This window comes from Streptomyces griseoruber, assembly GCF_001514205.1.
GTDB lineage: Bacteria > Actinomycetota > Actinomycetes > Streptomycetales > Streptomycetaceae > Streptomyces > Streptomyces griseoruber.
Window position 1 is genome coordinate 70,281 of sequence record NZ_KQ948778.1, and the last position, 23,069, is coordinate 93,349.

The 23,069-nt window shown below is 67.9% G+C and carries 16 protein-coding genes; 13 read left to right on the forward strand and 3 right to left on the reverse strand.

All coding sequences use genetic code 11. The features are described from left to right. The first annotated feature begins 70 nt into the window (after positions 1-70). The gene (locus AQJ64_RS33295) at positions 71-7,012 is read left to right on the forward strand and encodes a polymorphic toxin-type HINT domain-containing protein (protein WP_157880863.1); all 6,942 of its coding nucleotides are present in this window, start codon (positions 71-73) and stop codon (positions 7,010-7,012) included. Positions 7,013-7,025: 13 nt separating this feature from the next. Then, entirely contained in the window at positions 7,026-7,331 is a 306-nt protein-coding gene (locus tag AQJ64_RS46795) for an Imm53 family immunity protein (protein ID WP_159060322.1), read from the forward strand. A 498-nt stretch (positions 7,332-7,829) separates the two neighbouring features. On the opposite strand, the gene AQJ64_RS46800 is transcribed toward AQJ64_RS46795, so the two are convergent. Both AQJ64_RS46800 and AQJ64_RS33300 read right to left on the reverse strand, forming a co-directional pair. Then, on the reverse strand, positions 7,830-8,009 hold the full coding sequence (locus AQJ64_RS46800; protein ID WP_079062093.1) for a DUF397 domain-containing protein: 180 nt from the start codon (positions 8,007-8,009) through the stop codon (positions 7,830-7,832). A gap of 10 nt (positions 8,010-8,019) precedes the next feature. Then, on the reverse strand, positions 8,020-8,871 hold the full coding sequence (locus tag AQJ64_RS33300) for a helix-turn-helix domain-containing protein (RefSeq protein ID WP_055632586.1): 852 nt from the start codon (positions 8,869-8,871) through the stop codon (positions 8,020-8,022). Positions 8,872-9,093: 222 nt separating this feature from the next. On the opposite strand from AQJ64_RS33300, the gene AQJ64_RS33305 reads away from it, so the two are divergent. The 9 genes from AQJ64_RS33305 to AQJ64_RS33345 all read left to right on the forward strand — a co-directional run bounded on the left by AQJ64_RS33305 (position 9,094) and on the right by AQJ64_RS33345 (position 19,505). Then, entirely contained in the window at positions 9,094-9,573 is a 480-nt protein-coding gene (locus AQJ64_RS33305; RefSeq protein WP_055632587.1) for an ATP-binding protein, read from the forward strand. Positions 9,574-9,665: 92 nt separating this feature from the next. Then, complete coding sequence (locus AQJ64_RS33310; RefSeq protein ID WP_055632598.1) at positions 9,666-10,277, forward strand: Uma2 family endonuclease; 612 nt, start codon at positions 9,666-9,668, stop codon at positions 10,275-10,277. A gap of 202 nt (positions 10,278-10,479) precedes the next feature. Beyond that, positions 10,480-10,800: a 50S ribosomal protein L21 gene (gene rplU, locus AQJ64_RS33315; protein WP_007381993.1), complete on the forward strand. Its 321-nt coding sequence runs from the start codon at positions 10,480-10,482 to the stop codon at positions 10,798-10,800. Positions 10,801-10,814: 14 nt separating this feature from the next. Further along, the gene (rpmA, locus tag AQJ64_RS33320) at positions 10,815-11,069 is read left to right on the forward strand and encodes a 50S ribosomal protein L27 (RefSeq protein WP_055632588.1); all 255 of its coding nucleotides are present in this window, start codon (positions 10,815-10,817) and stop codon (positions 11,067-11,069) included. Between the two features lie 137 nt (positions 11,070-11,206). Next, the gene (obgE, locus tag AQJ64_RS33325) at positions 11,207-12,643 is read left to right on the forward strand and encodes a GTPase ObgE (protein WP_055632589.1); all 1,437 of its coding nucleotides are present in this window, start codon (positions 11,207-11,209) and stop codon (positions 12,641-12,643) included. Between the two features lie 230 nt (positions 12,644-12,873). Further along, a complete protein-coding gene (locus tag AQJ64_RS33330; RefSeq protein ID WP_079062094.1) occupies positions 12,874-14,115 on the forward strand; it encodes a hypothetical protein in 1,242 nt (413 codons plus the stop codon). 227 nt (positions 14,116-14,342) lie between these two features. Beyond that, complete coding sequence (locus AQJ64_RS33335; protein ID WP_055632590.1) at positions 14,343-15,842, forward strand: bifunctional cytidylyltransferase/SDR family oxidoreductase; 1,500 nt, start codon at positions 14,343-14,345, stop codon at positions 15,840-15,842. Between the two features lie 158 nt (positions 15,843-16,000). Then, positions 16,001-18,100 (forward strand): hypothetical protein, encoded by a 2,100-nt coding sequence (locus AQJ64_RS33340; RefSeq protein WP_167738968.1) that lies wholly within the window; start codon positions 16,001-16,003, stop codon positions 18,098-18,100. A gap of 175 nt (positions 18,101-18,275) precedes the next feature. Continuing rightward, positions 18,276-19,505, forward strand: coding sequence for a glycosyltransferase family 2 protein (locus tag AQJ64_RS33345; RefSeq protein WP_055632591.1), 1,230 nt, complete (start codon positions 18,276-18,278; stop codon positions 19,503-19,505). A 15-nt stretch (positions 19,506-19,520) separates the two neighbouring features. Here the strand turns inward: AQJ64_RS33345 and AQJ64_RS33350 are convergent, their stop codons facing one another. Next, complete coding sequence (locus AQJ64_RS33350) at positions 19,521-20,912, reverse strand: polysaccharide pyruvyl transferase family protein (protein ID WP_055632592.1); 1,392 nt, start codon at positions 20,910-20,912, stop codon at positions 19,521-19,523. A 235-nt stretch (positions 20,913-21,147) separates the two neighbouring features. Between AQJ64_RS33350 and proB the strand changes: the two genes are divergently transcribed. Continuing rightward, positions 21,148-22,254 (forward strand): glutamate 5-kinase, encoded by a 1,107-nt coding sequence (gene proB, locus AQJ64_RS33355; protein WP_055632593.1) that lies wholly within the window; start codon positions 21,148-21,150, stop codon positions 22,252-22,254. Between the two features lie 181 nt (positions 22,255-22,435). Beyond that, complete coding sequence (locus tag AQJ64_RS33360; RefSeq protein WP_099053897.1) at positions 22,436-22,915, forward strand: hypothetical protein; 480 nt, start codon at positions 22,436-22,438, stop codon at positions 22,913-22,915. Positions 22,916-23,069 lie beyond the last annotated feature (154 nt).

The window sequence follows — 23,069 nt, forward strand, 5'->3', positions numbered from 1 at the left end:
GAGGCGGCGGAGCACGTGCTCCGCCGCCTCCCCTGAAGCCTCGTCCCCCTCTTCCCTGATGGGAGTAGTCATGTCCACGCCATTGTGGTTCCGCGCCCGTCCGGCGCTCTGGAACCGCACCGCACGGCGCAGAGCGGCGGCCGCCGTCGGTATCGCCGTAGCGATCGGTCTACTGCCGCAGTACGCCCCTCAAGCCGAGGCGAAAGACCTTGACCTGCCCGAACTGCAGCAGGACCGAGGACCGGCACGCGGTAGCGACGCGAAGGCGAAGAAACCGAAGAAGAACCCGGTCGACTCAGCCGTGGTCACGGATCCGGCGAAGGTCACCTGGCCGAAGGCCGGCCGCGCGCAGACAGCGGTGTCCGCCAGGTTCGCGAAGGTCAAGGGCTTGCCCTTGAAGGCATCGGCCCCCGCCGCGACAGGTCCCGGCGAACTGACCGTAGAGGTCCTCGCCCGCAAGAAGGCGCTCGCCGCAGGGGTGGACGGTGTCCTTCTGAAGGTCGCCCGCGCCGACGGCGTGACCACGGTGGGCAAGGCCAGGGTCCAGCTCGACTACTCCGGCTTCGCCGACGCCTACGGTGGCAGCTACGGCTCGCGTCTGCGCTTCATGCAGTATCCGGAGTGTCTGCTCACCACCCCGCAGAAGAAGGAATGCTCCACCCCGCGTGAGCTGAAAACCACGAACTCCCTCTCGGACCGGACCCTGACGGCCACGGTAGACGCCGCCCCCGACCGGACCGGCGTCACCACCCAGACCCTCAAGTCGGCGTCCAGCAGCACCGGTGCCACCCTCCTCGCGGCGACCGCGGGCAGTTCGGGCGACCAAGGCACCTATGCGGCCACCTCCCTCCAGCCCTCCTCGCAATGGAGCGTCTCCAACTCCTCGGGGGCCTTCAACTGGTCGTACCCGATGCGGACGCCGCCGGTGCCTGGTGGCCTGGCCCCCTCGGTCAGCCTGGGCTACAGCTCGCAGTCCGTCGACGGCCAGACGGCGGCCACCAACACCCAGGGCTCATGGGTGGGTCAGGGCTTCGGCTACGAGCCCGGATACATCGAGCGTCGCTACAAGGGCTGTGCCCAGGACGGGCAGGACAAGGCCAACGGCGACCAGTGCTGGGCGTACGACAACGCCACGGTCACCCTGTCGGGCGGCACCTCCGGCGAGATCGTCAAGGACGACGAGACGGGTAAGTGGCGCCTCAGCAGCGACGAGAACTCGAAGATCGAGAAGCTCACCGGTGCGACCAACGGCGACAACGACGGCGAGCACTGGCGTCTGACGACGACCGACGGCACCGAGTACTACTTCGGCCTGGACCGCCTGCCCGGCTGGCGCTCGGACGACCCGGCCACGACGGGCACGACGGACCCCGACCCGACGACCGACTCCACCTGGACCGTGCCCGTCTACGGCGACGACAGCGGCGAACCGTGTCACGAGTCGACGTTCGACGCCTCGTCCTGCAACCAGGCCTGGCGCTGGAACCTGTCGTACGTGAAGGACACCCACGGCAACGTGATGTCCTTCTACTACGGCAAGGAGACCAACTACTACACGCAGAACCTCAAGTACACGGAGAACGGCACGCCGTACGTCCGCGGCGGCTACCTCAAGCGGGTGGACTACGGCCAGCGCGACGGCTCGGTGTACACGACCGCCGCCCCGGCCCGTGTCGTCTTCACCCCCGAGGAACGCTGTCTCGCCGCCGCCACCGACTGTGAGCCGGGCGACCTGACGGACGCGACCGCCACCCGCTGGCCCGATGTCCCCTGGGACCGGAACTGCGCGGCCGGCACCAAGTGCGAGGGCCAGAACTCCCCGACCTTCTGGACGCGCAAGCGGCTGTCGTCGGTCACCACGCAGATCCGCTCGGGCTCGGGCTGGTCCGACGTCGACCACTGGAAGCTCACCCACGTCTTCACCGACAACGGTGACGGCTCCAAGTCGCTGTGGCTGCAGAACATCGACCACGAGGGCCGGGTCGGCACCACGACGTCCATGCCGGACATCGAGCTCCTGGGCAACCAGTTCCCCAACCGCGTCGATGTCGCGGGCGACAACATCCAGGCGATGAACCGGTTCCGCCTCGTCGGCGTCCAGAACGAGTCCGGCGGCCAGCTCAGCGTCAACTACGCCGACGCCGACTGCTCCGCCACCGCGCTTCCGAAGGAGGGCGAGTCCACCAAGCGCTGCTACCCGGTGAAGTGGAACCCGCCTGGTCTCGACGACCCCATCACCGACTGGTTCCACAAGTACGTCGTCAGTTCCGTCACCCAGACCGACCTGGTCGGCGGAAGCCCCGACATGACGACGTCGTACGACTACATCGGCGACGCCGGCTGGCGGAAGTCCCGCGCGGACGGCATCACCGAGTCCAAGTACCTGACGTGGGGTGACTGGCGCGGCTACGGCAAGGTCCGCGTGCGGGCCTCGGAAGGCGGTGTCGTCGCGGCGGACAACGGCCGCACCGAACACGTCTTCTTCCGTGGCCTCGACGGGGACGAGACACCGTCCGGCGCCAAGCGGACCGAGACGCTCAAGGACTCGGCCGGGAACACGTACACGGATGCCGACCACCTCTCCGGCTTCGAGCTCGAGACGACCACGTACAACGGCTCCTTCAGCGCGGACGCGATCGTCTCCAAGAACATCAGCACCCCCTGGAGCCAGCTCACCGGCTCCCGCAAGCAGGACTGGGGCACGACCGAGTCCCGTTACCTGCGCCCGAAGGACACCATCAGTTACACCGCTTTGGAGGGCTACACGGCGCAGAGCCCCAAGTGGCGCGTGACGAAGGGCACGAACACGTACGACGCGGCGACCGGCCGCGCCACCAAGGTCGACGACTTCGGAATCGACGGCGACGCCACCGACAACCGGTGCACCCTCACGTACTACGCGGACAACGCCGACAAGCACATGCTTGCGTTCCCGTACCGGGTGCACAAGACGGCGACGACCTGTGCCGACGTCTCCAACCATGCGAAGGAGACCCTCTCCGACGACCTGACCTTCTACGACGGCCAAGCCCTCGGCGCCGGACCGACGAAGGGCGACACCACCAAGGTCCAGCGACTCGCCTCGCTGACGGTCACCGACACCCCCGTCTACGAGACGATCACCGAGCTCGCGACCTCCGACTTCGACACCTACGGCCGCCCGAAGAAGGTGGTCGACGCCGCCGGCACCGCCACGACGATCACCTACACGGACACCGACGGCCTGGCCACCAAGAAGGTCGAGACCAACAAGCGCGGTTGGCAGACCGTCACGGAGTACAACCCGGCCTGGGGCACGCCCACCGCCCAGACGGACCCCAACCTCAAGCGCACCGACCTGGCCTACGACGGACTGGGCCGCCTCACCGACGTCTGGCTCCCTGACGTCACGAAGGGGAGCTCCGCAGCCAGCATCAAGTACGCGTACGACGTCCGTCAGGACGCCCCGTCCGTCGTGACCACGCAGAAGATCCAGGTGGGCGGCACGTACGGGACCCCCGAGTACACCCTGTACGACGGCAGCCTGCGCCCCTTCCAGGTCCAGACGGAGGGTCCGAACAGCGGGCGCATGGTCGCCGACACCTTTTACGACGGCCTCGGCCGCGTCGTGAAGACGAACACGGACTACTACACGACGGGCGCACCCAGTGCCACACCGTTCGACGTCCGCAACGGAGACACCAATGCCCAGAGCCTGACGGAGTACGACGGCGCGGGCCGCAAGACCGCCGAGATCTACGCGGTGGCGGGCGACGAACGCTGGCGCACCACGTACGCCTACGGCGGCGACCGCGTCCACACCGATCCGCCGAACGGCCAGGCCCCGACCACGACGTTCACCGACGGCCGTGACCGCACGGTCGAGCTGCGCCAGTACAAGGGCGGCAGCCCGCTCCCCACCGGCACATCCGCGGACTACGTCTCCACCAAGTACACCTACAACAAAGCCGGACAGCTCGAGACGGTGAAGGACGAGAAGGGCAACCTCTGGTCCTACGGCTACGACCTGCGCGGCCGGAAGATCACCGCCCAGGACCCGGACGCCGGCTTCACCAAGTACGACTACGACATCCTGGACCGCCTGACGGCGACCACTCAGATGGCGTCGGCGACCGACACGCAGGGCAAGAAGGTCTCCACCGTCTATGACGAGATGGGCCGCGTCACCTCCACCTGGGAGGGCGAGGCGACGACGGGCAAGCAGCTCACGGCCCAGACGTACGACACGGTCGCCAAGGGCGAGGCCTACGGCTCGTACACGTACGTCAACGGCGCGGTCTACGCCGCCACCCTTGTCACGGCGCTGGACACCAACTACCAGCCCCTGACCACCCGCTACTCGGTGTCCAAGACCGCCGAGCCGGAACTGGGCGGCACCTACGACTACACGACCACGTACAACACCGACGGAACCGTCCTGACGTCGACCGTCCCGGCGGCCGGCGGGCTGTCCACGGAGAAGCTCTTCCCCAAGTACGACACCCTGCAGAGGCAGACGGAACTGCGCAGCGTGTACGGCTCGACCGACTACACGTACGTCGACAAGGCGGAGTACTCCACCACCAGCCAGTTGCGACGTCTCGTCCTGACCAGCAAGGGGGACGGGGCCAAGGCGACCGAGCTGGGCTTCGAGTACGAACGCGGCACCGACCGTACGACGCACTCCTTCGTCAAGACCAACGACTCGGCCTCGGTCGCCTACGACGCCCGTTACACCTACGACCAGGTCGGCAACGTCACCTCCATCACGGACAACCCGGCCGGCGGCCAGGCGGACACCCAGTGCTTCCAGTACGACTGGCAGCGCCGGATGACCCAGGCGTGGACCAGCAGCACGACACCGGACAGCGCGATCGGCACAGGTACGACGAACGCCGCCTGTGCCACCGCGCCCTCCGCCTCCACCGTCGGGGGACCGGCCCCGTACTGGCGCTCGTACACGGTCGACGACGTGACGGGCAACCGCAAGACGGAGACGATCCACGGCTTCGGGACGTCGGCCACCCCGGACGTCACCCGTGAATACTTCTACGGTGACGCCGACCAGGACGGCACGGCCGGCGAGACCGGCGACGGCGGCCCGCACGCCCTGACCAAGGTCGAGACCCTCACCCCGGCCTACGGGGGCAACCCGGAGGTCAAGTCCCAGGACACGTACGCGTACGACAGCGCGGGCAACACCACCAAGCGGGTCCTGAGCGGCAACACCCAGGACCTGGCCTGGAACGCCCAGAACAAGCTGACCAAGGTCACCGGCGCCAAGACGACGGACTACGTGTACGACGCCTCGGGCCAGCGACTGCTGCGCAACGTCGGCGGCGAGAAGACGCTGTACCTGCCGGGCATGGAACTGCGCCTGAACCCGACGACCAAGGCGGTCACGGCAACCCGGTACTACGGCTTCGGCGCCACCACGGTGGCCATGCGCACAGGGAGCGGCGTCCAGTTCCTCGCCTCCGACCAGCACGGCACGGCGGAGATCGCGGTCGACGCGGTCACCGGCTCGGTCACGCGCCGCCGCATGAACCCGTACGGCAGCGAGCGCGGCAACGACGCCAAGACCTGGGTGAACGACAAGGGCTTCCTGGGCAAGACGGTCGACGAGTCGACGGGCCTGGTCAATGTCGGAGCACGTGAGTACGACCGTTCGACCGGCCGCTTCATCTCGGTCGACCCGGTCATCGACTACAGCGACCCGCAGCAGATGAACGGGTACGCCTACGCCAACAGCAACCCGGTCACGAGCAGCGACGCGAGCGGGATGTTCTGCGACGGCTGCAGCGCCAACAACCCCGACACGGTGTGGACCGCGGACAACGGCCCCGGCTGCACGACCGCGGGTTGCTACGACCACGACGGCAAGTTCCTCTACCCCACCAACGGTCAGACCACTGCCGAGCACAAGGCGGACCAGGAGCGCGGGAAGGCCGACGGGGCCAAGAAGCGCATCGCCGACGCCGCCAGAGAACTCGCCAAGATCGCGATGGACGAGCTCGGCATCACGGACGCCCTGGACTGCTTCACCACGGGCAACCTGGGCGCCTGCGGCGCGACCCTGCTGAACGTCGCCACGAGCTTCGCCGGCGGTCTGATCGGCAAGCTGGGCGGGAAGTACGCGGCGCCCTGGAAGTGGAACAAGGCAGCGGCCCTCGGCAAACGCATTTGGGGCCTGGGCGCCAAGCTGGTGTCCGCCGTCAAGGACTGGTTCAAGTTCGAGAAGAGGGCGAAGAAGGCGGAGGAGGCGGCCGAAGAGGCGGTCGAGGCTGCGGCATCCTGCCCTGTCCCGAACAGTTTCGTCCCTGAACAACAGGTCTTGATGGCCGATGGCAGCACAAAGGCCATCAAGGACGTCAAGATCGGTGACAAGGTCCTCGCCACCGACCCGGAGACCGGCACGACCGCGATCGAACCGGTGACGGCGGAGATTAAGGGCGTGGGAGCCAAGCACCTGGTGAAGGTCACCATCGACATTGATGGCGACAATGGCTCCGAAACCGCCTCTGTCACTGCGACCGACGGGCATCCCTTCTGGGTCCCCGAAATCCGGGACTGGATCAGCGCGACCGATCTCGAGCCGGGCCAGTGGCTCAGCACCTCAACAGGAACCCTTGTGCGGATCGCTGAGGTACAGCGCTGGACACAGCTTTTGACGGTCCACAACCTCACGGTTACGGACTTGCACACGTACTATGTTGTGGCGGATGACGTCAGCGTCCTGGTTCACAACATGGGGCGAAAGCCCGGGCAGCGGCCCAACTACGACGCTGAGGGGCCTCACACCACGTTTGTTCGCCACGGGGGGACGGGTCAAATCAAAAAGTATGCAGAATGGGCACCGCAGTCGAATCCTCGCAATCCAGCTCCGTTCGAGCTCGTGAAGAGATTCGACCTGGAAGGGCCTGCTCACACGAATGCGGATGGTACAAAGGTGGATACGCCTCACATCAACTCGCCGAACGGTGGTGACGCGCGTGCCCCGGAAGGCTGGGAAAAGCCCCTCGGATGCCCCTAAGGAAGGTCAAGGAATGCGTTTCATGCAGTCCTGGTACGCGTCCAACTGCGACGGTGAATGGGAGCATGAATACGGCATCAGGATGGTCACGACGGACAATCCTGGATGGCATATCGAGATCGATGTGAGCGAGACTGATTTGGAGGGCGTGCTCGTGGAGCGCGCAAGGCATGAATTTTCAGATGGAGGGTGGATGATCGCGTGGAGTGATGGAACGAAGTTTCAAGCCGCCTGCAGTCCGCTGTCGCTCCGTGATGTAGACGCATTTTTCGGGCAATTGACTGAGGAGGCTCCTGGTGATCGGAAGCCATTTACTTAGTTCGATGATGTGACCGTGCGCCCGTCCTTGAGCCCGCCGATTTGGTGGGCTCAAGGCGTTTACGGCGAGTGTGTAGGCTGGGCTGGATTTCAGGAATCAAGATTATACGCATCTGGTCGATCAATTCGAAGGTTCACGCGGAGTGAATATGGCCTGTTGGTCCATCGAGTTGATGAGAGTGGTGCTCTCGCGGAAGAGGATTACTTCGGTCGGACTGCTGGCGAGGTAGGCGCATGCGGAACCTTCCTTGCTGTAGAGCAAGGCTTCTGCCGGTTGAGTTCGGTCATGTACCGAAGGGGACATGTTCGTATTGGAGGTAGGGGCCGGTAAAGCCCGTATCGACAGTGCAGAAGTACCGCTTGCCCCGCACTGTGCTGCCAAGCTTCACCGCTTGGTGTTGTTGTCGCCCTCATAGGCCACACTGTCGTGGAATGCTCTGCTCTTGCTGCTTGAGTTGGCGGAGTCTCAACCATGAGAAACGCTTGAGACTCCGCCAGCTCATTCCGGCGCTCGCAGCGTGGTTATCAGAGCTGCGAGTGGGCGTATAGCTGTAGTGAGGATGCGTCCTGGTTCTTCGCTTTCCCGGAGGAGGATTGCGCCGGTGGGAGCGGCAGCAAGGAAGATGCATGCGGAGCCTTCTTCGCTGTAGGACGACTTCTGCCAGTTGGGTTCGGTCATGTCTCGTCCCTCAGATGTCCTGGGCGATGTGATGGATCAGGTCGCGTGAGGCGGCGGGTTTCAGGGCGACTGCCTCCATGCGATCCAGAACGAGACGGTACTTCTCCAACTGTCCTGCCGCATCGACTAGTTCACTGCCATGAGCGGTGTCGACCTCCACCGTGTCGAGCGCCGCTACCGGACCGTGGAAGTAGTCGACGGCGTGTCCCGTGGTGGGGAACGACGTGCCGTTGAACGGGATCACGCGGACGTTGATGTTGGTCTGCTCGCTGGCCTCGGTCAGGTGTTCCAGCTGAGTCCTGGCCACCTCACGGCCGCCGAACTGCATCCGCAGGGCGGCCTCGTGGACGATCGCGGTGTATAGGGGCGGTTGTTCGCGGTGGAAGATGGCCTGGCGCTTGATGCGATGGGAGATCCGGAACTCGATCTCGTGCGGGCGCAGCGCGGGAACGGCCTCGCGGAACAGCGCGCGGGCGTGCTCGGGGGTCTGGAGCAGGCCGGGGATGTTGATGACCTGGGTGACACGCAGGGCGGTGGCGTGGTGTTCCAGTTCAGCGAGGTCCAGTAGGCGGGGCGGCAGGGTGTCGCGGTACTCCTCCCACCAGCCGCGTGTCCGGTCCGCTGCCATGTTGGCGAGGGCATCGACGAAGGGTTCGTCCGTGCAGCCGTAGATGTTGGCGAGCGTGCGCACTCGTTCGGCACTGACGCCGAAGCGGTTGGCTTCGATGTTGCTGACCTGCGCCTGAGTGGTGCCAAGGGAGCGGGCAGCCTGGGCGGCGGTCATGCCCGCACGTTCCCGTAGGCGGCGCAGTTCGATGCCGATGCGGAGGCGGCGGGCCGTCGGGACGCTTCGTGGTGCCAAGTCCTCTCCGTTCCGTACACCTGGTGTGGAAGTCACTCACACGAGGTAAATCCCTGAACCTTTTGCTTGGATCTGCAAAACATTCAGCGCCAGCAGTCTACGGTGAGTCTCGAACCGCCCAATCGACCCCGCCGACAAGCCGGAAGCGCACCGCGTCGCGGCACTGCCACCGCCCGGCCGGGCCGTCGAGCGGACCAACACCCCCCACCGCAGGAGGCGTTCATGGTCACCGTATCCCCGTCGGAGTGCGAAGTGTCACCAAACTGGGCGTACAGCCTCCAACTGCCCCACGATCCCCGAGCCGCCCGCATCGCCCGTGTCACGCTCAGGGCCGTACTCGCCACCCATGGCATGTCTCGCCTCCAGGACCCGGCAGAACTCCTGGCGTCGGAACTCGTCACCAACGCCTACCGCTACTCCACCGGCCCCGCCACCCTCCGCCTGCGCGGCCTCACCCGCACCCGGCTCCGGGTGAGCGTCTGGGACGCCAATCCGTACATTCCGCCGCCCTTCGGCAAGCGGTCCGGGCCCGTCGGACCTGTCCCCGCGGAGGCGGACAGCGGGCGTGGACTGTTCCTCGTATGCCACTACGCGCAGGCGTGGGGCGGGTATCCGCTCGGTAGTGGCCCCTCCCGGCAGGGCGGAAAGCTGTTGTGGTGTGAGGTTGGGGTGCCGGGTGAGCGTTCGGCGGCTGGGGTGTGAGCCTTGCTCAGGGTCGCGCAGCCGTCATGCCCCAACGCTATCGTGGTGAAGGTGACACGTTCTGTGACCAGTGGAGGATCGTGGTGACCATCATGACCGAGCGTCCTCGGGCCATAGACGCCCCGCCGAGTGGCTCCTACGAGGAGATGCTCCAGATCGTCGAGGAGATGGACACACCTGTCGGCTACAGGGCCGAGCTCATCCGGGGGAAGATCGTCGTGTCGCCGTGGTCGAAGCTGCGTTACAAGCGGGTCATGAAGTCACTTCGACTTCAGCTGCAGCCACACGCTCCCGAGGGGCACGACGTCGACGTCGCTCCCTTCCTCTTTGTCTTTCCCGGCTCCGAGCGGGCATGCGGCCCCGACCTGCACGTCGCCGACGAATCCGCCTTCGAGGCCGACGGCCGTCACGCCGACGCCTCCGCCCTCTCCCTCGTCGCCGAGCTGACCTCCGACTCCACCAAGGACGTCGACTGGCTCGACAAGATGGCGACGTACGGACAGATCGTCCCGGTGTATCTGCTGCTCGACATGCGGATCGGGGAGATCAACGTCATGTGGGATCCGTCTCCCAAGGGGTACCGGTCCCGGACCAACGTGCCGTTCGGGCGGCCGGTGCGCGTTCCGGCGCCGTTCGACTTCGAACTCGACACGTCGGAGTTCGGCGTGGAGGAGTACGTGGACCGGGAGGTCGAGCAGCGGTGAGAGCGGACGGGGCTCGGTTTGACCCTCGCAAAGCCGCCCCGTAACCTTGAGCGTCGGTGTGTCCCCTAGGCGCGCCACATCCCCGTAAACCTCTTCCTCCCGGACACCGGTCCGCCGGTGGCACAGGGAGAGGCCGTCCGTGACTCTTCCCGGGCGGCTGGACTGCGGGGGTGCCGTTTCCGAGCGAGAGAGTGAGATCCGCGTGTACGCCATCGTGCGCAGCGGTGGTCGCCAGCACAAGGTTGCTGTCGGCGACATCGTTGAGGTTGACAAGATTTCCACCGCCAAGGTTGGCGACACGGTCGAGCTCTCGACCCTGCTCGTTGTCGACGGCGACGCCGTGACCAGCGACCCGTGGGTGCTGGCCGGCATCAAGGTCCAGGCCGAGGTCGTGGACCACCACAAGGGCGTCAAGATCGACATCCTTCGCTACAAGAACAAGACCGGCTACCGCCGTCGTCAGGGCCACCGCCAGCAGTACACGGCGATCAAGGTCACTGAGATCCCCGCGGCTGCGAAGTAAGGGACTGAGGAGACATGGCACACAAGAAGGGCGCATCGTCCACCCGGAACGGTCGCGACTCGAATGCCCAGCGGCTCGGCGTGAAGCGCTTCGGCGGTCAGGTCGTCAACGCGGGTGAGATCCTGGTCCGCCAGCGTGGCACCCACTTCCACCCGGGCGCCGGTGTCGGCCGCGGTGGCGACGACACGCTGTTCGCGCTCGCGGCCGGTGCGGTGCAGTTCGGCACCCACCGTGGCCGCAAGGTCGTGAACATCGTTCCGGTCGCCTGAGTCCTCTGATCAGGGCTTAGACCGAACAACGCTTCGCGAGGCGGACCTCACTTCCCTTCCGGGAAGGCGGGTCCGCCTTTCGCGTGTTAGGCAGTAAGACACATCCGTACGTTTTCGCAGTGCTGGAGGCACCTACCATGACCACCTTCGTGGACCGCGTCGAGCTGCATGTCGCCGCGGGTAACGGAGGCCACGGCTGTGCCTCCGTCCACCGTGAGAAGTTCAAGCCGCTCGGCGGCCCGGACGGCGGCAACGGCGGCCGTGGCGGTGATGTGATCCTGGTCGTCGACCAGTCGATCACCACCCTCCTCGACTACCACCACAAGCCCCACCGCAGCGCGACCAACGGCAAGCCCGGCGAGGGCGGCAACCGTTCCGGCAAGGACGGCCAGGACCTGATCCTGCCGGTGCCGGACGGCACGGTGATCCAGGACAAGGCCGGGAACGTGCTGGCGGACCTGGTCGGCCACGGCACCTCGTACGTCGCCGCCCAGGGCGGTCGCGGCGGGCTCGGCAACGCGGCGCTGGCCTCGGCCCGCCGTAAGGCGCCCGGCTTCGCGCTGCTCGGCGAGCCCGGTGACTTCCAGGACATCGTCCTGGAACTGAAGACGGTCGCGGACGTGGCCCTCGTCGGCTACCCGAGCGCCGGCAAGTCCTCGCTGATCTCCGTGCTCTCCGCAGCCAAGCCGAAGATCGCCGACTACCCCTTCACCACCCTCGTGCCGAACCTCGGTGTCGTGACCGCCGGGTCGACCGTCTACACCGTCGCCGACGTTCCCGGTCTCATCCCGGGCGCCAGCCAGGGCAAGGGGCTGGGCCTGGAGTTCCTGCGCCACGTCGAGCGGTGCAGTGTGCTCGTGCATGTGCTGGACACGGCGACCCTGGAGTCCGAGCGCGATCCGCTCTCCGACCTCGACATCATCGAGGAGGAACTCAAGCAGTACGGCGGTCTCGGCAACCGGCCGCGGCTCGTGGTGCTGAACAAGATCGACGTACCGGACGGCAAGGACCTCGCCGAGATGGTCCGCCCGGATCTGGAGGCGCGAGGCTACCGCGTCTTCGAGGTGTCCGCGGTCGCCCACACGGGGCTGAAGGAGCTGTCCTTCGCCCTCGCCGACATGGTGGGCGCGGCGCGTGCCGCCAAGCCGAAGGAGGAGGCGACCCGGATCGTCATCCGTCCCAAGGCCGTGGACGACGCCGGCTTCACCGTCACGCTGGAGGAGGACGGCCTCTACCGCGTCCGCGGCGAGAAGCCCGAACGCTGGGTCCGGCAGACCGACTTCAACAACGACGAGGCCGTGGGCTACCTCGCCGACCGCCTCAACCGCCTCGGTGTGGAGGAGCAGTTGATGAAGGCGGGCGCCCGCGCCGGCGACGGTGTGGCGATCGGTCCCGAGGACAACGCGGTCGTCTTCGACTGGGAGCCGACCGTCATGGCCGGCGCCGAGATGCTGGGCCGCCGCGGTGAGGACCACCGCCTCGACGAGCCCCGTCCGGCCGCCCAGCGCCGCCGCGACCGCCAGGCCGAACGCGACGAGGCCACCCAGGAGTTCGAGGGCTTCGAGCCCTTCTGAGGCACGCGCCCGGGACCCGTTGCGGTGCACCGCAACGGGTCCTTCGCCGTCCCCGTGTTGGGCGTGTGTGCGCGGTCCTCCTTCCAGCTACGGCGTGGTCTCCGGCGCCCCTGAAGCCGATCGCGACCGTCCGCACGGTGTGAAAACTGTGTGACCGGAGCCTGGGGCTCATCTGTGTCCCAGGCTCCTCTCAGCGCACTCTAAGGAACGTCTCTTACCGTCCCTTGACCATGGAGACGGACTGTACGAGAGACGACGCCCCGGTGAACGCGCGCGCCGAACTCGCGGCCATGCCCGCGCAGCGCAGCCCTCAGACCGCGCAGACCGCGCGACCGGCCCCGCTGCCCGCCGGCACCCGCCTGCTGCACATCGGCCCGCACAAAACCGGGACCACCTCGATCCAGGGCGCCCTCTTCGGGGCCAAGGAGACGATGCCGGCGTACGGCGTCGAGTTCCCGGCCGCGAGCAGGCACCCCATGCAGGCCGTGCTCGCGGCCTGCTCCCGGGGCGGGATGATCGGTGACACCACCCCCACCGAGCGGCACTGGCAGCAGTTCGTGGAGCAGGTGGCCGCCGGCGGCCGGAAGACCTCAGTGATCAGCAGCGAGTTCTTCGCCGACGCCCCCGACGACGCCACCATCGAGCGGGTCGTCGAGCAGCTCGGCGGTGCGCGGGTGCACGTCCTGGTCACCCTGCGGCCGCTGGCGAAGATCATGCCCTCGCAGTGGCAGCAGTACGTGCAGAACGGGCTGCGCATGGGCTACGAGGAGTGGCTGGAGCACATGCTCCGCAAGGCCCCGTACGAGAAGCCCAACCCCAGTTTCTGGCGGCGGCACCGGCACGACCGGCTCGTCGAGCGGTGGGTGCGGGTGGTCGGCGCCGACCGGGTCACCGTCGTCGTGGTGGACGACCGGGACCGCGAGGGGCTGATGCGCACCTTCGAGGCGCTGCTGGGTCTTCCGGACAAACTGCTGCAGCCGGTTCCGGACACCGCGAATCGTTCCCTCACCCTAGCCGAGACCGAAATGCTGCGGAATCTCAATAAAGAATTCCGGGGCAATGGGCTGCCGGACGAGCTTTATTCGAAACTTATCCGCAACGGCGCGGTGATGCATATGAAGAACGCGTGCAGCCCCACGTCACGGGACGTGAAGATCTCCACCCCCGGGTGGGCGGTGGAGGCGGCCGCCGGGATCGGCGCCGAGATGGCCGAGCGCATCACCGCGATGGGCGTAAGGGTCCTCGGCGATCCGGCACTTCTGTCCGCGGTGCCGAAACCGGCCGCCTCCGACGGCGGCGAGGAGCCCCGGATGGCCCCCGAGGTGGCCGCTCAGGCCCTGTACGGCGCGCTCGCGGCGGTGGCCGAGGCCGGGGCGGGCCGGCCCGGCGCGCGCGGGGTGCACCAGACCTCCTCCAGGGAACTGGTGAGAGTCCTCGGGCATCGCTGCCTCAAGCGGCTTCGCCGTCACTGACCATCGTTCACCGTTACTCTCAGGTATCACTCGGCCCCTGTGGAGTTACTCACAGGATTTCCAGGGAGCATCCTCATGGGTTCCGTACACGTCTTACCAATCACCAGCGGTTCAAGGTGAATGGCGGGTGGCGCGCACATATGCAGTGAAGGGCGCTCACCTTGCATCGCGGTAACCGCAAGTGGGACCATTTCCCCGTTCCCTGTCGCCCCAAGGTAGGTCTTCTGGTGTCCCAGCACATAGCCAAGCCCCGTACGACCGCAGTGATCCTGGCCGGTGGCACCGGTCAGCGTGTGGGTCTGTCGATCCCCAAGCAGCTGCTGAAGATCGCAGGCAAGGCCGTCATCGAGCACACCCTGACCACCTTCGAGAAGGCCGACTCCGTCGACGACGTCATCGTGCTGATGGCGCCGGGCTATGTGCCCGACATCGAGAAGATCGTCGCCAAGGCCGGGTTCAAGAAGGTCTCCAGGATCATCGAGGGCGGCTCCACCCGCAACGAGACCACCGAGCGCGCCATCACGGCCCTGGGCGAGGGCCTGGCCGAGGGTGAGGACCTCAACGTCCTCTTCCACGACGCCGTACGCCCCCTGCTCTCCCAGCGCGTCATCGACGACTGCGTGACCGCCCTGGAGCGCTACCAGGCCGTCGACGTCGCCATCCCGTCCGCCGACACCATCATCGTCACCCGGACGCACGGCGAGGACGGTGAGTTCATCACCGAGATCCCGGACCGCTCCCGGCTGCGCCGCGGCCAGACCCCGCAGGCCTTCAAGCTGTCCACCATCAAGCGGGCCTACGAGGTGGCGGCCGGCGACCCCAACTTCCAGGCCACGGACGACTGCACGGTCGTCCTGCGCTACCTGCCGGACGTGCCGATCCACGTCGTCGCGGGCGACGAGTACAACATGAAGGTCACTCAGCCGGTCGACGTCTTCATCGCCGACAAGCTGTTCCAGCTGGCCTCCACCGCCACCCCCGAGCCGTACGGCGAGGAGGTCTACCGCGAGTTGCTGACCGGCAAGACCGTCGTCGTCTTCGGCGGCTCCTACGGCATCGGCAAGGACATCTCCGAGCTCGCCGAGTCCTACGGCGCCACGGTGTACGCCCTCGGCCGCTCCACCACCGGCACGCACGTCGAGAACCCGGAGGAGGTCGACGACGCGCTGTCCAAGGCCTACAGCGAGACCGGGCGCATCGACTACGTCGTCAACACCGCCGGGGTGCTGCGCATCGGCAAGCTGGCCGAGACCGACAACGCGACCATCGAGGAAGCGCTGAAGGTGAACTACCTGGCGCCGGTGCAGATCGCCCGTTCGGCCTACAAGTACCTCGCCGAGACCAAGGGCCAGCTGCTGCTGTACACCTCCAGCAGCTACACCCGCGGCCGCGCCGAGTACAGCCTCTACTCCTCGACCAAGGCCGCCATGGTGAACCTCACCCAGGCCCTGTCCGACGAGTGGGCCGGCGACAGCATCCGGGTGAACTGCGTGAACCCGGAGCGCACGGCGACCCCCATGCGCACCAAGGCCTTCGGGCAGGAGCCCGCGGGCAGCCTGCTCTCCTCCGAGGCCGTCGCCCGCACCTCGCTCGACGTCCTCCTCTCCGAGCTCACCGGGCACGTCATCGACGTCCGCCAGCAGGACCCCACGGCCGCCGCGGGCAAGGCCTCCGGCTTCGAACAGGCCCTGGCCTCGGTGCTCGACCGACAGGACGGCGTGGCATAATCAACCGCAAATAGCCATCGAATTTCAGGCCTCTGTGGCTCCCTGTTTACGGAGAATTCACAGAGGCCTGAAGCGTAAGAATCCCGAAACCTTCACAAAGGATTTTCCGGACTTTTTAGGCTTCTATGACCGGCACCCCTCCCAGAGCAGGTTTCTCCGTGATATCCACTGCCATTCGCGTGGCCCGGGTGGGCAGCGCGGCCGAACTGGCCGCGGCGGTCCTCATGATGCTGGGCTACCCCTGCCTCATGCTGGCCGCGCTCGTCCCGAGCACCCCCGCCTTCGCCGCCGCGGCCGCCGTGACGTACCTGGCGGACCTCTATCTCCACCGCAAGGGCACCTACCTCATCACCCTGCTGAACAAGGTGAGGGCCGGCCTGTCCACCCGGTTCCTGGTCCGCGAGCTGCTGCTCATCCTGCTGCTGGCCCGGCTCGACCTGTCGGAGGAGCCGGTCTTCTACGCGGCGATCGCCTGCTTCACGCTCTTCTTCGGTCTCCAGGCCCCGCACGGCGCCCTGGTCACCCTGATCGGCAAGCGCCGCCAGATGCCGGTCGTCACCCGCAACGTCGACCTGGCCTCCCGGCTGACCATCCCGGACGCCCCGCCGCGCGCGCTGCTGACCCGGGCCGGACAGAAGATGCTCCACCTGGACCTCGCGGCGATGGCCGGCCTGCTCGTCTGCGCCCTCACCGGCACCGACCTCGCCGGTTACGTGGGCGTCGCCGTGACCCTGGCCCTCGGCGCGCTGTACGTCGCCCTCCTGGTGCCGCACCTGCGCGCCCGCCGGCTGCCGCCGAAGCCCGACAAGGTGCTGGCCACGGTGAGCGCCTGGCTGCGCGAGTACCGCCCGGAGACCGTGCTGTACTTCTCCGGCTCCAAGGAGTCCGCCTACCAGGTCAACATGTGGCTGGAGACCATGGAGCAGCTGGACACCCGGCCGCTGATCATCCTGCGTGAGCGCTCCGTCCTGGAGCGGATGGCGCCCACGACGGTCCCCGTCATCTGCGTGCCCGGGGGGGTGCACCTGATGAACATGGACCTCTCCATGGTGCGGGTCACGCTGTACGCCGCGAACGTCGGCAAGAACATCCACATGCTGCGCGTGCCCACCATGAAGCACGTCTTCATCGGCCACGGCGACAGCGACAAGCTCGCCAGCGTCAACCCGTTCAGCAAGGTGTACGACGAGGTGTGGACGGCCGGCCGGGCCGGCCGCGACCGCTACGCCATCGCCGACGTCGGCATCCGCGACGAGGACATCGTCGAGGTCGGCCGCCCGCAGCTCGCGCCCATCGAGACCTGGGCCGGCGCCCCGAAGGACCGCATCCCCACGGTCCTGTACGCGCCCACCTGGGAGGGCTGGGACGACAACCCGGGCAACACCTCCATCCTGCTGGCCGGCGAGAACATCGTGAAGAAGCTGATCGCCGCCGAGCCCCCGGTCCGCGTCCTGTACAAGCCGCACCCGTTCACCGGCACCCGCAGCGCCGCGGCCGGTGCCGCGCACCGGCGGATCATCGCCCTGGTCAAGAAGGCCGCCGAGCAGCGCGCCGGTGACTCCCGCTTCCGGGGCGACGCGGCGGCCCAGGCCGCGGCGAAGGCCGAGCTGACCCGCCTCAAGGCCCGCCTCGAGGACCTCTCGCTCTCCTTCGACGAGAAGGCCGACGAAGCGGTGACCAGCCGCGACGGCATCGTCGACATGCGCAAGCACGAGGAGGCGGCCCGGCTGCGCACCGAGTGGAACGACGCCTACTGGCGGTCCTTCCCCGACTTCGAGCACCGGGTGATCACCGGCGCCGAACCGCGCCTGTACGACTGCTTCAACGCCGCCGAGGCGATGGTCTCCGACATCTCCAGCGTGGTCTCCGACTTCATCGCGAGCGGCAAGCCGTACGCCGTGACGGACTCCGCGGAGCTGGGCGCGGAGGAGTTCCGGCGGCAGAACACCGCGGTGCGCGCGGCCGTGATCCTCACCAACTCCGCCGCCGAGCTGGACCAGCTGCTCGGCGCGGTGCGCGACCCGGCCGCCGACGCGCTGGCCGAGGATCGCAAGGAGCTCAAGGAGTACCTGCTCGGCCCCGACGAGCCGACCTCTCTCGCCCAGTTCAACACGGCCGTCGCCGACCTCGCCCTCAAGGCCGAGGCCCGCAATGTCGGCCAGGCATCCCGGGCCGCCGCGGCGGACGGCGCGGACGGCGCGACCGGCGCGGCGCCCGGTGGAGGCGCGGAACTGACCAACGGTGTTACGGCGGGCTGACAGCCGTATGACGAAGGGCCCGGCCCCCGGAGAACGTCTCCGGGAGGCCGGGCCCTTCGGCATTCTGTGATGTGGGACACCTTCGGGTATCGGGACAACCCGTACGCCGAGCCGACCGTCTATCGGGTAGCTGGAACATTGAACTAGGGCAACCGTTGCGTGATGAGAGGGAAAAGTGACTCGTGCGCAGCCTGACGTCACGGTGATCATCGGGGCGTACGAAGCGATGCCGTACCTGGTCGAGTGCCTCGCCTCGGTCGAGGCACAGACGCTGGACCCGTCCCGGATCGAGGTCGTCGCCATCGACGACGGCTCCGCGGACGGCACCGGGGACTACCTGGAGGAGTTCGCCGCCCGCGCTCCCATGCCGGTCACGGTGATCCGCCAGGAGAACTCCGGCGGACCCAGCGGCCCGCGCAACGTCGGCCTGGCCAGGGCCACCGGACGGTACGTGTTCTTCCTCGACGCCGACGACCGGCTCGGCGCCGAGGCGCTGGAGCGGATGGTCGCCATGGCCGACCGCAACGGCACCGATGTCTGCCTGGGCAGGGTCGAGGGCGTCAACCGCAAGGCGCCCCGGTCGATGTGGGGCGCGAACCAGGACCGTACGGACGTCTTCTCCTCCAACATCAAGTTCACGCTCAGCGCCCAGAAGCTGTTCCGCCGTGCCTTGCTGGAGCGTCACCACATGCGCTTCGACGAGTCCCTGTGGACCGGCGAGGACGCGCTGTTCACGATGGAGGCCTATCTGCGGGCCGACGGCGTCTCGATAGTCGCCGACTACACCTGCTACTACCTGGTGGGCCGCGACGACGGCAAACACGTGACCAAGAGCGGCGGTTACCAGCTGCGCTTCGACTCCGCGCGTGCCCTGATGGGCCTGCTGGAGCGGATGGTCCCGCCCGGCCCGAAGCGGGACGTGCTCATGGTCCGGCCCTTCCAGGTCACGCTGCTGCCGCAGTTCGGCCCGGTCTTCCTCCGGCAGGACGAGGAGATCCGGCGCACCAAGTTCGACCTGGCCGAACCGCTGATGGACGCCTACTGGAACGAGGGCGTCGCCCAGCGGCTGAGGGTCCACGAGCGGCTGCGGCTCCAGTTGGTGGCCATGCGGCGCCCGGACCTCCTGGTGGACGTCCTGGAGTTCATGAAGGCCAAGCACGAGCCCCGCCCCGTCCTGAAGAAGGGCGGCACCCAGCTCTATCTGGCCTACCCCGGCTACCGCTCCCGCAAGGACGGCGTCCCCGACCGCGTCTACCTCGCCGAACCGCGCGAGGCGAAGGCGTACCCGGGCTGGCGCCAGACCCCGGCCGAGACCTTCCTGCGCGGCGCGACCCGCAAGGTGCGGCGCAGGCTGGGACGACTGAGGAAGCGGGGGACCGGGCCGCACGGCCGGGTGGCCGCCTGAGCCGCGCCCGCGGTGCTACTTCGCCTGCTTCAGCGCCCGGCCCATCACCCGGCGCGCCCTGCGGTAGATCGACGGCGTCGGCACGCTCACGGCAGCGGCCTTGGCGGCCGCCTTCGCCCCCGCCCGGGACTTCGCCAGCTCCCGCTTCAACTGGGTGTTGTGGGCGTCCAGTTCGGTGATGCGCTGCTGCAGCCAGCCGAACCGGCTCGTCAGCGAGGCGACGTCCGCGTCGATCCAGGGGCGCACCCCCTCCGGGAAGCGCAGCGCACGCAGCCGCTCGTCGAAGGCCTTGCCGCCGTCGCCGTGCGTGAAGGTGTTCTCCAGCCCGTTCTTGTCCAGGAACGAGGTGAACCGGTCGAACCGCTCCCGGTGGTTGCCGGTCAGCGCGCTGAAGTCGGCCTCCTCGTACAGCTCGGCCGGGTCGAGGTCCGCGGGCACCTCGCTCAGCAGCCGGTGCGGGATCTCGAAGTAGCGGCACAGCTCCAGCGTGCGCGAGTCGAAGGCCAGCACGGTGGCCGGCGTCCCCGCCAGCAGGGCCGCGATGTTGCCGTGGATGCGCGAGCCGAACGAGTAGTCGAACTCCTTCAGGTCGTCGATCCAGGTGACCGGGTCGATGTACACCCGGACCTTGTCCTCCCGGTACATCGGGTGGTCGGGGTGGGTCGGCATCTCGCGGACCCGGCCGGCCGAGGAGTCGGTGTCACGCCAGTGCAGCTGGCGGGCGTCGGTGAGGTTCTGCCCGATGTAGCGCAGGTTGGGGTAGTTCTCATGGGCCCGTCTGAGGATCTTGCTCAGGCCTCCGCGCACCGCGGTGTGCGAGCCGTTGGTGGAGATCCTCGACTCGGGGGTGATGGCCGCCACCCGCTTGGTCACCTCGAGCCGCTCGCCGTGCATGAACAGCGACGGGCAGCCGATGATCTCGACGTCCTTGAAGCCCATGTCGGTGAGGTACTTCGCGGTGAACTCGCCCCGCACGCCGATGGAGGCGCTGTGGTCCAGCACCGCGGAGACGAAGCCCCGCACGGTGGACTCCATGGACTTCAGCCGCGCCGGGTCGTTGTCCAGACCGGCCTGGGCGCCGACGCCCACCACCACGACGGGGATCTTCAGCTTCGATATCAGCTGCGTCAGCCGCTGGAGCGGGGCCTCGAACGTCGGCCGGAAGGCGTTGGCCAGCGGTACGACGAACGCGTCATACTCCTCGTTGATCCGCGCGGCCGCGCTGACCTGGGTCGCGATGCCGTTGGACACCACCTCCGCGCTGCCGGGCACGGTGAGGATCTTGTGTGTGGCGTCACTGAAGATCAGGTTGCCGGAGTTGGTGGCAAAGACGTCGCGGTGGAGGGCTTCCTCGACGGGGATCACGTCGAAGGGGCTCTTCCCCGACCTGAGGAGTATGCGCTTCACAGGGCGAACTGTAGGTGACACAAACTTCAAAATAAATTTGTATTCCCTTCAGATTCCATGTGGAACCAGTACAACCTTTTTGCCGTACGCGAAGTGTGAGCAAACGATTACGCAGGGGGATCGTCCGGGGAGTGGAACTCGCGCGCGGCCCCGGGGTGCGTTCGCGTAGATTGCGAGAGGAGTGGGACAGCCGCGCGAGGGGACGAAAAACAAGGTGGCAGGCGCAAGGCAGGCCGTGGGCGAGGCCCGCAGGATCGTCGTCAAGGTGGGCTCCTCGTCGCTGACCACGGCCGCCGGGGGACTGGACGCCGACCGGGTCGACGCCCTCGTCGACGTCCTCGCCAAGAGCCGCAGCGGCGGCGAACGTGAGATTGTCCTCGTTTCCTCCGGCGCCATCGCCGCCGGCCTCGCCCCGCTGGGCCTGCGCCGCCGCCCCCGCGACCTGGCCCGCCAGCAGGCCGCCGCCAGCGTCGGCCAGGGCCTCCTGGTCGCCCGCTACACCGCCTCCTTCGCCCGCTATGCCGTCCGCGTCGGACAGGTGCTGCTGACCAGCGACGACATGAGCCGCCGTGCCCACCACCGCAACGCCTCGCGCACCCTCGACAAGCTGCTCGCGATGGGCGCGTTCCCCATCGTCAACGAGAACGACACCGTCGCCACCGACGAGATCCGCTTCGGCGACAACGACCGCCTCGCCGCGCTCGTCGCCCACCTCGTCCACGCCGACCTGCTGGTGCTCCTGTCCGACGTGGACGGCGTCTACGACGGCGACCCCAGCAGGCCGGGCACCTCCCGGATCGCCGAGGTGCGCGGCCCCGAGGACCTCGCGCACGTCGAGATCGGCAGCGCCGGCAAGGCGGGCGTCGGCACCGGCGGCATGGTCACCAAGGTCGAGGCCGCCCGGATCGCGACCGGCGCCGGCGTCCCCGTGGTCCTCACCAGCGCCGTGCACGCCGCCGACGCCCTCGCCGGCAAGGACACCGGCACCTACTTCCACCCCACCGGCAAACGCTCCGCCGACCGGCTGCTCTGGCTCCAGCACGCCTCCACCCCGCAGGGCTCGCTCACCCTGGACGACGGCGCGGTGCGCGCGGTCGTGGAGCGGCGCAAGTCGCTGCTGCCCGCCGGGATCGCCGACGTCGAGGGCGAGTTCAGCGCGGGCGACCCCGTCGAACTGCGCGACACCGCCGGACACGCGGTGGCCCGCGGCCTCGTCAACTTCGACGCCAAGGAGATCCCCCGGCTGATCGGGCGGTCCACCCGGGAGCTGGCGCGCGAACTGGGCGCCGAGTACGAGCGGGAGGTCGTCCACCGCGACGACCTGGTGATCCTCCACCCCTGAGGCCGTCGAACGGCTGTCTGCGGAGGGCCCCGAACGGTCCGTACCGGTGGGGGACGTTCCGTGAAACCGCCCCAAGGAGCCGTGCGGCCTGCTCAACTTTGTCTCAGTGAAGTCTCGGTGAGTCCCGGCGACCGGGATCCGCGGGACACGTCCGCTCGAGCGCCGCGTAAAGGAGGTCGTCGTGAGACGAGTGCGCCCTGGGGTGGCAGCGACCCGCGGGAGTACGAGCGGTGAGGAGCGGGCCCTGACGAGCGTGGCGGCGGGGGAGCGTTACCGGGCGCAGGAGCGCGAGGAGCCCGAGAGCACGCGCCCCTCGGACGCCCCCCGGCTGTGGCACGTCACCCTCAGCGTCTCCGGCGAGAAGGCCCCGCTCCACGAGGTCCGGCGCGCCCTGGAACAACTCGCCCACGACCACCCCTTCCTCCTGACCAGCCGGTACGCCCCCGATCACGCGGAGATCCGGTACTGGGAGGAGGCCCGCGATCTGCACGACGCGGCCGCCGTCGCCCTGCGCCTGTGGGGCGAGCACCGCCAGACCGCCGGACTGCCGCCCTGGGAGATCGTCGGCCTCGAGGTCATCGACCGCCAGACCTACCACCAACGCATCGCCGAGGGCTACGGCCCGGCCCCGGCGACCCCCGTAGGGGTCCACCCCTTCTGAACCTGGACCGGTCCGATCCTGGGCGGCCTGTCGGCCTTGGCCTGTCCGATCCTGGGCGGGTCCGATCCTGGCCTGTCGGCCGTACTTGGCCGATCCTGGCCTGTCCGTCCTGGTCCGTCTGCCTTGGCCCGTCCGACCCTGGTCCGTCTGCCTT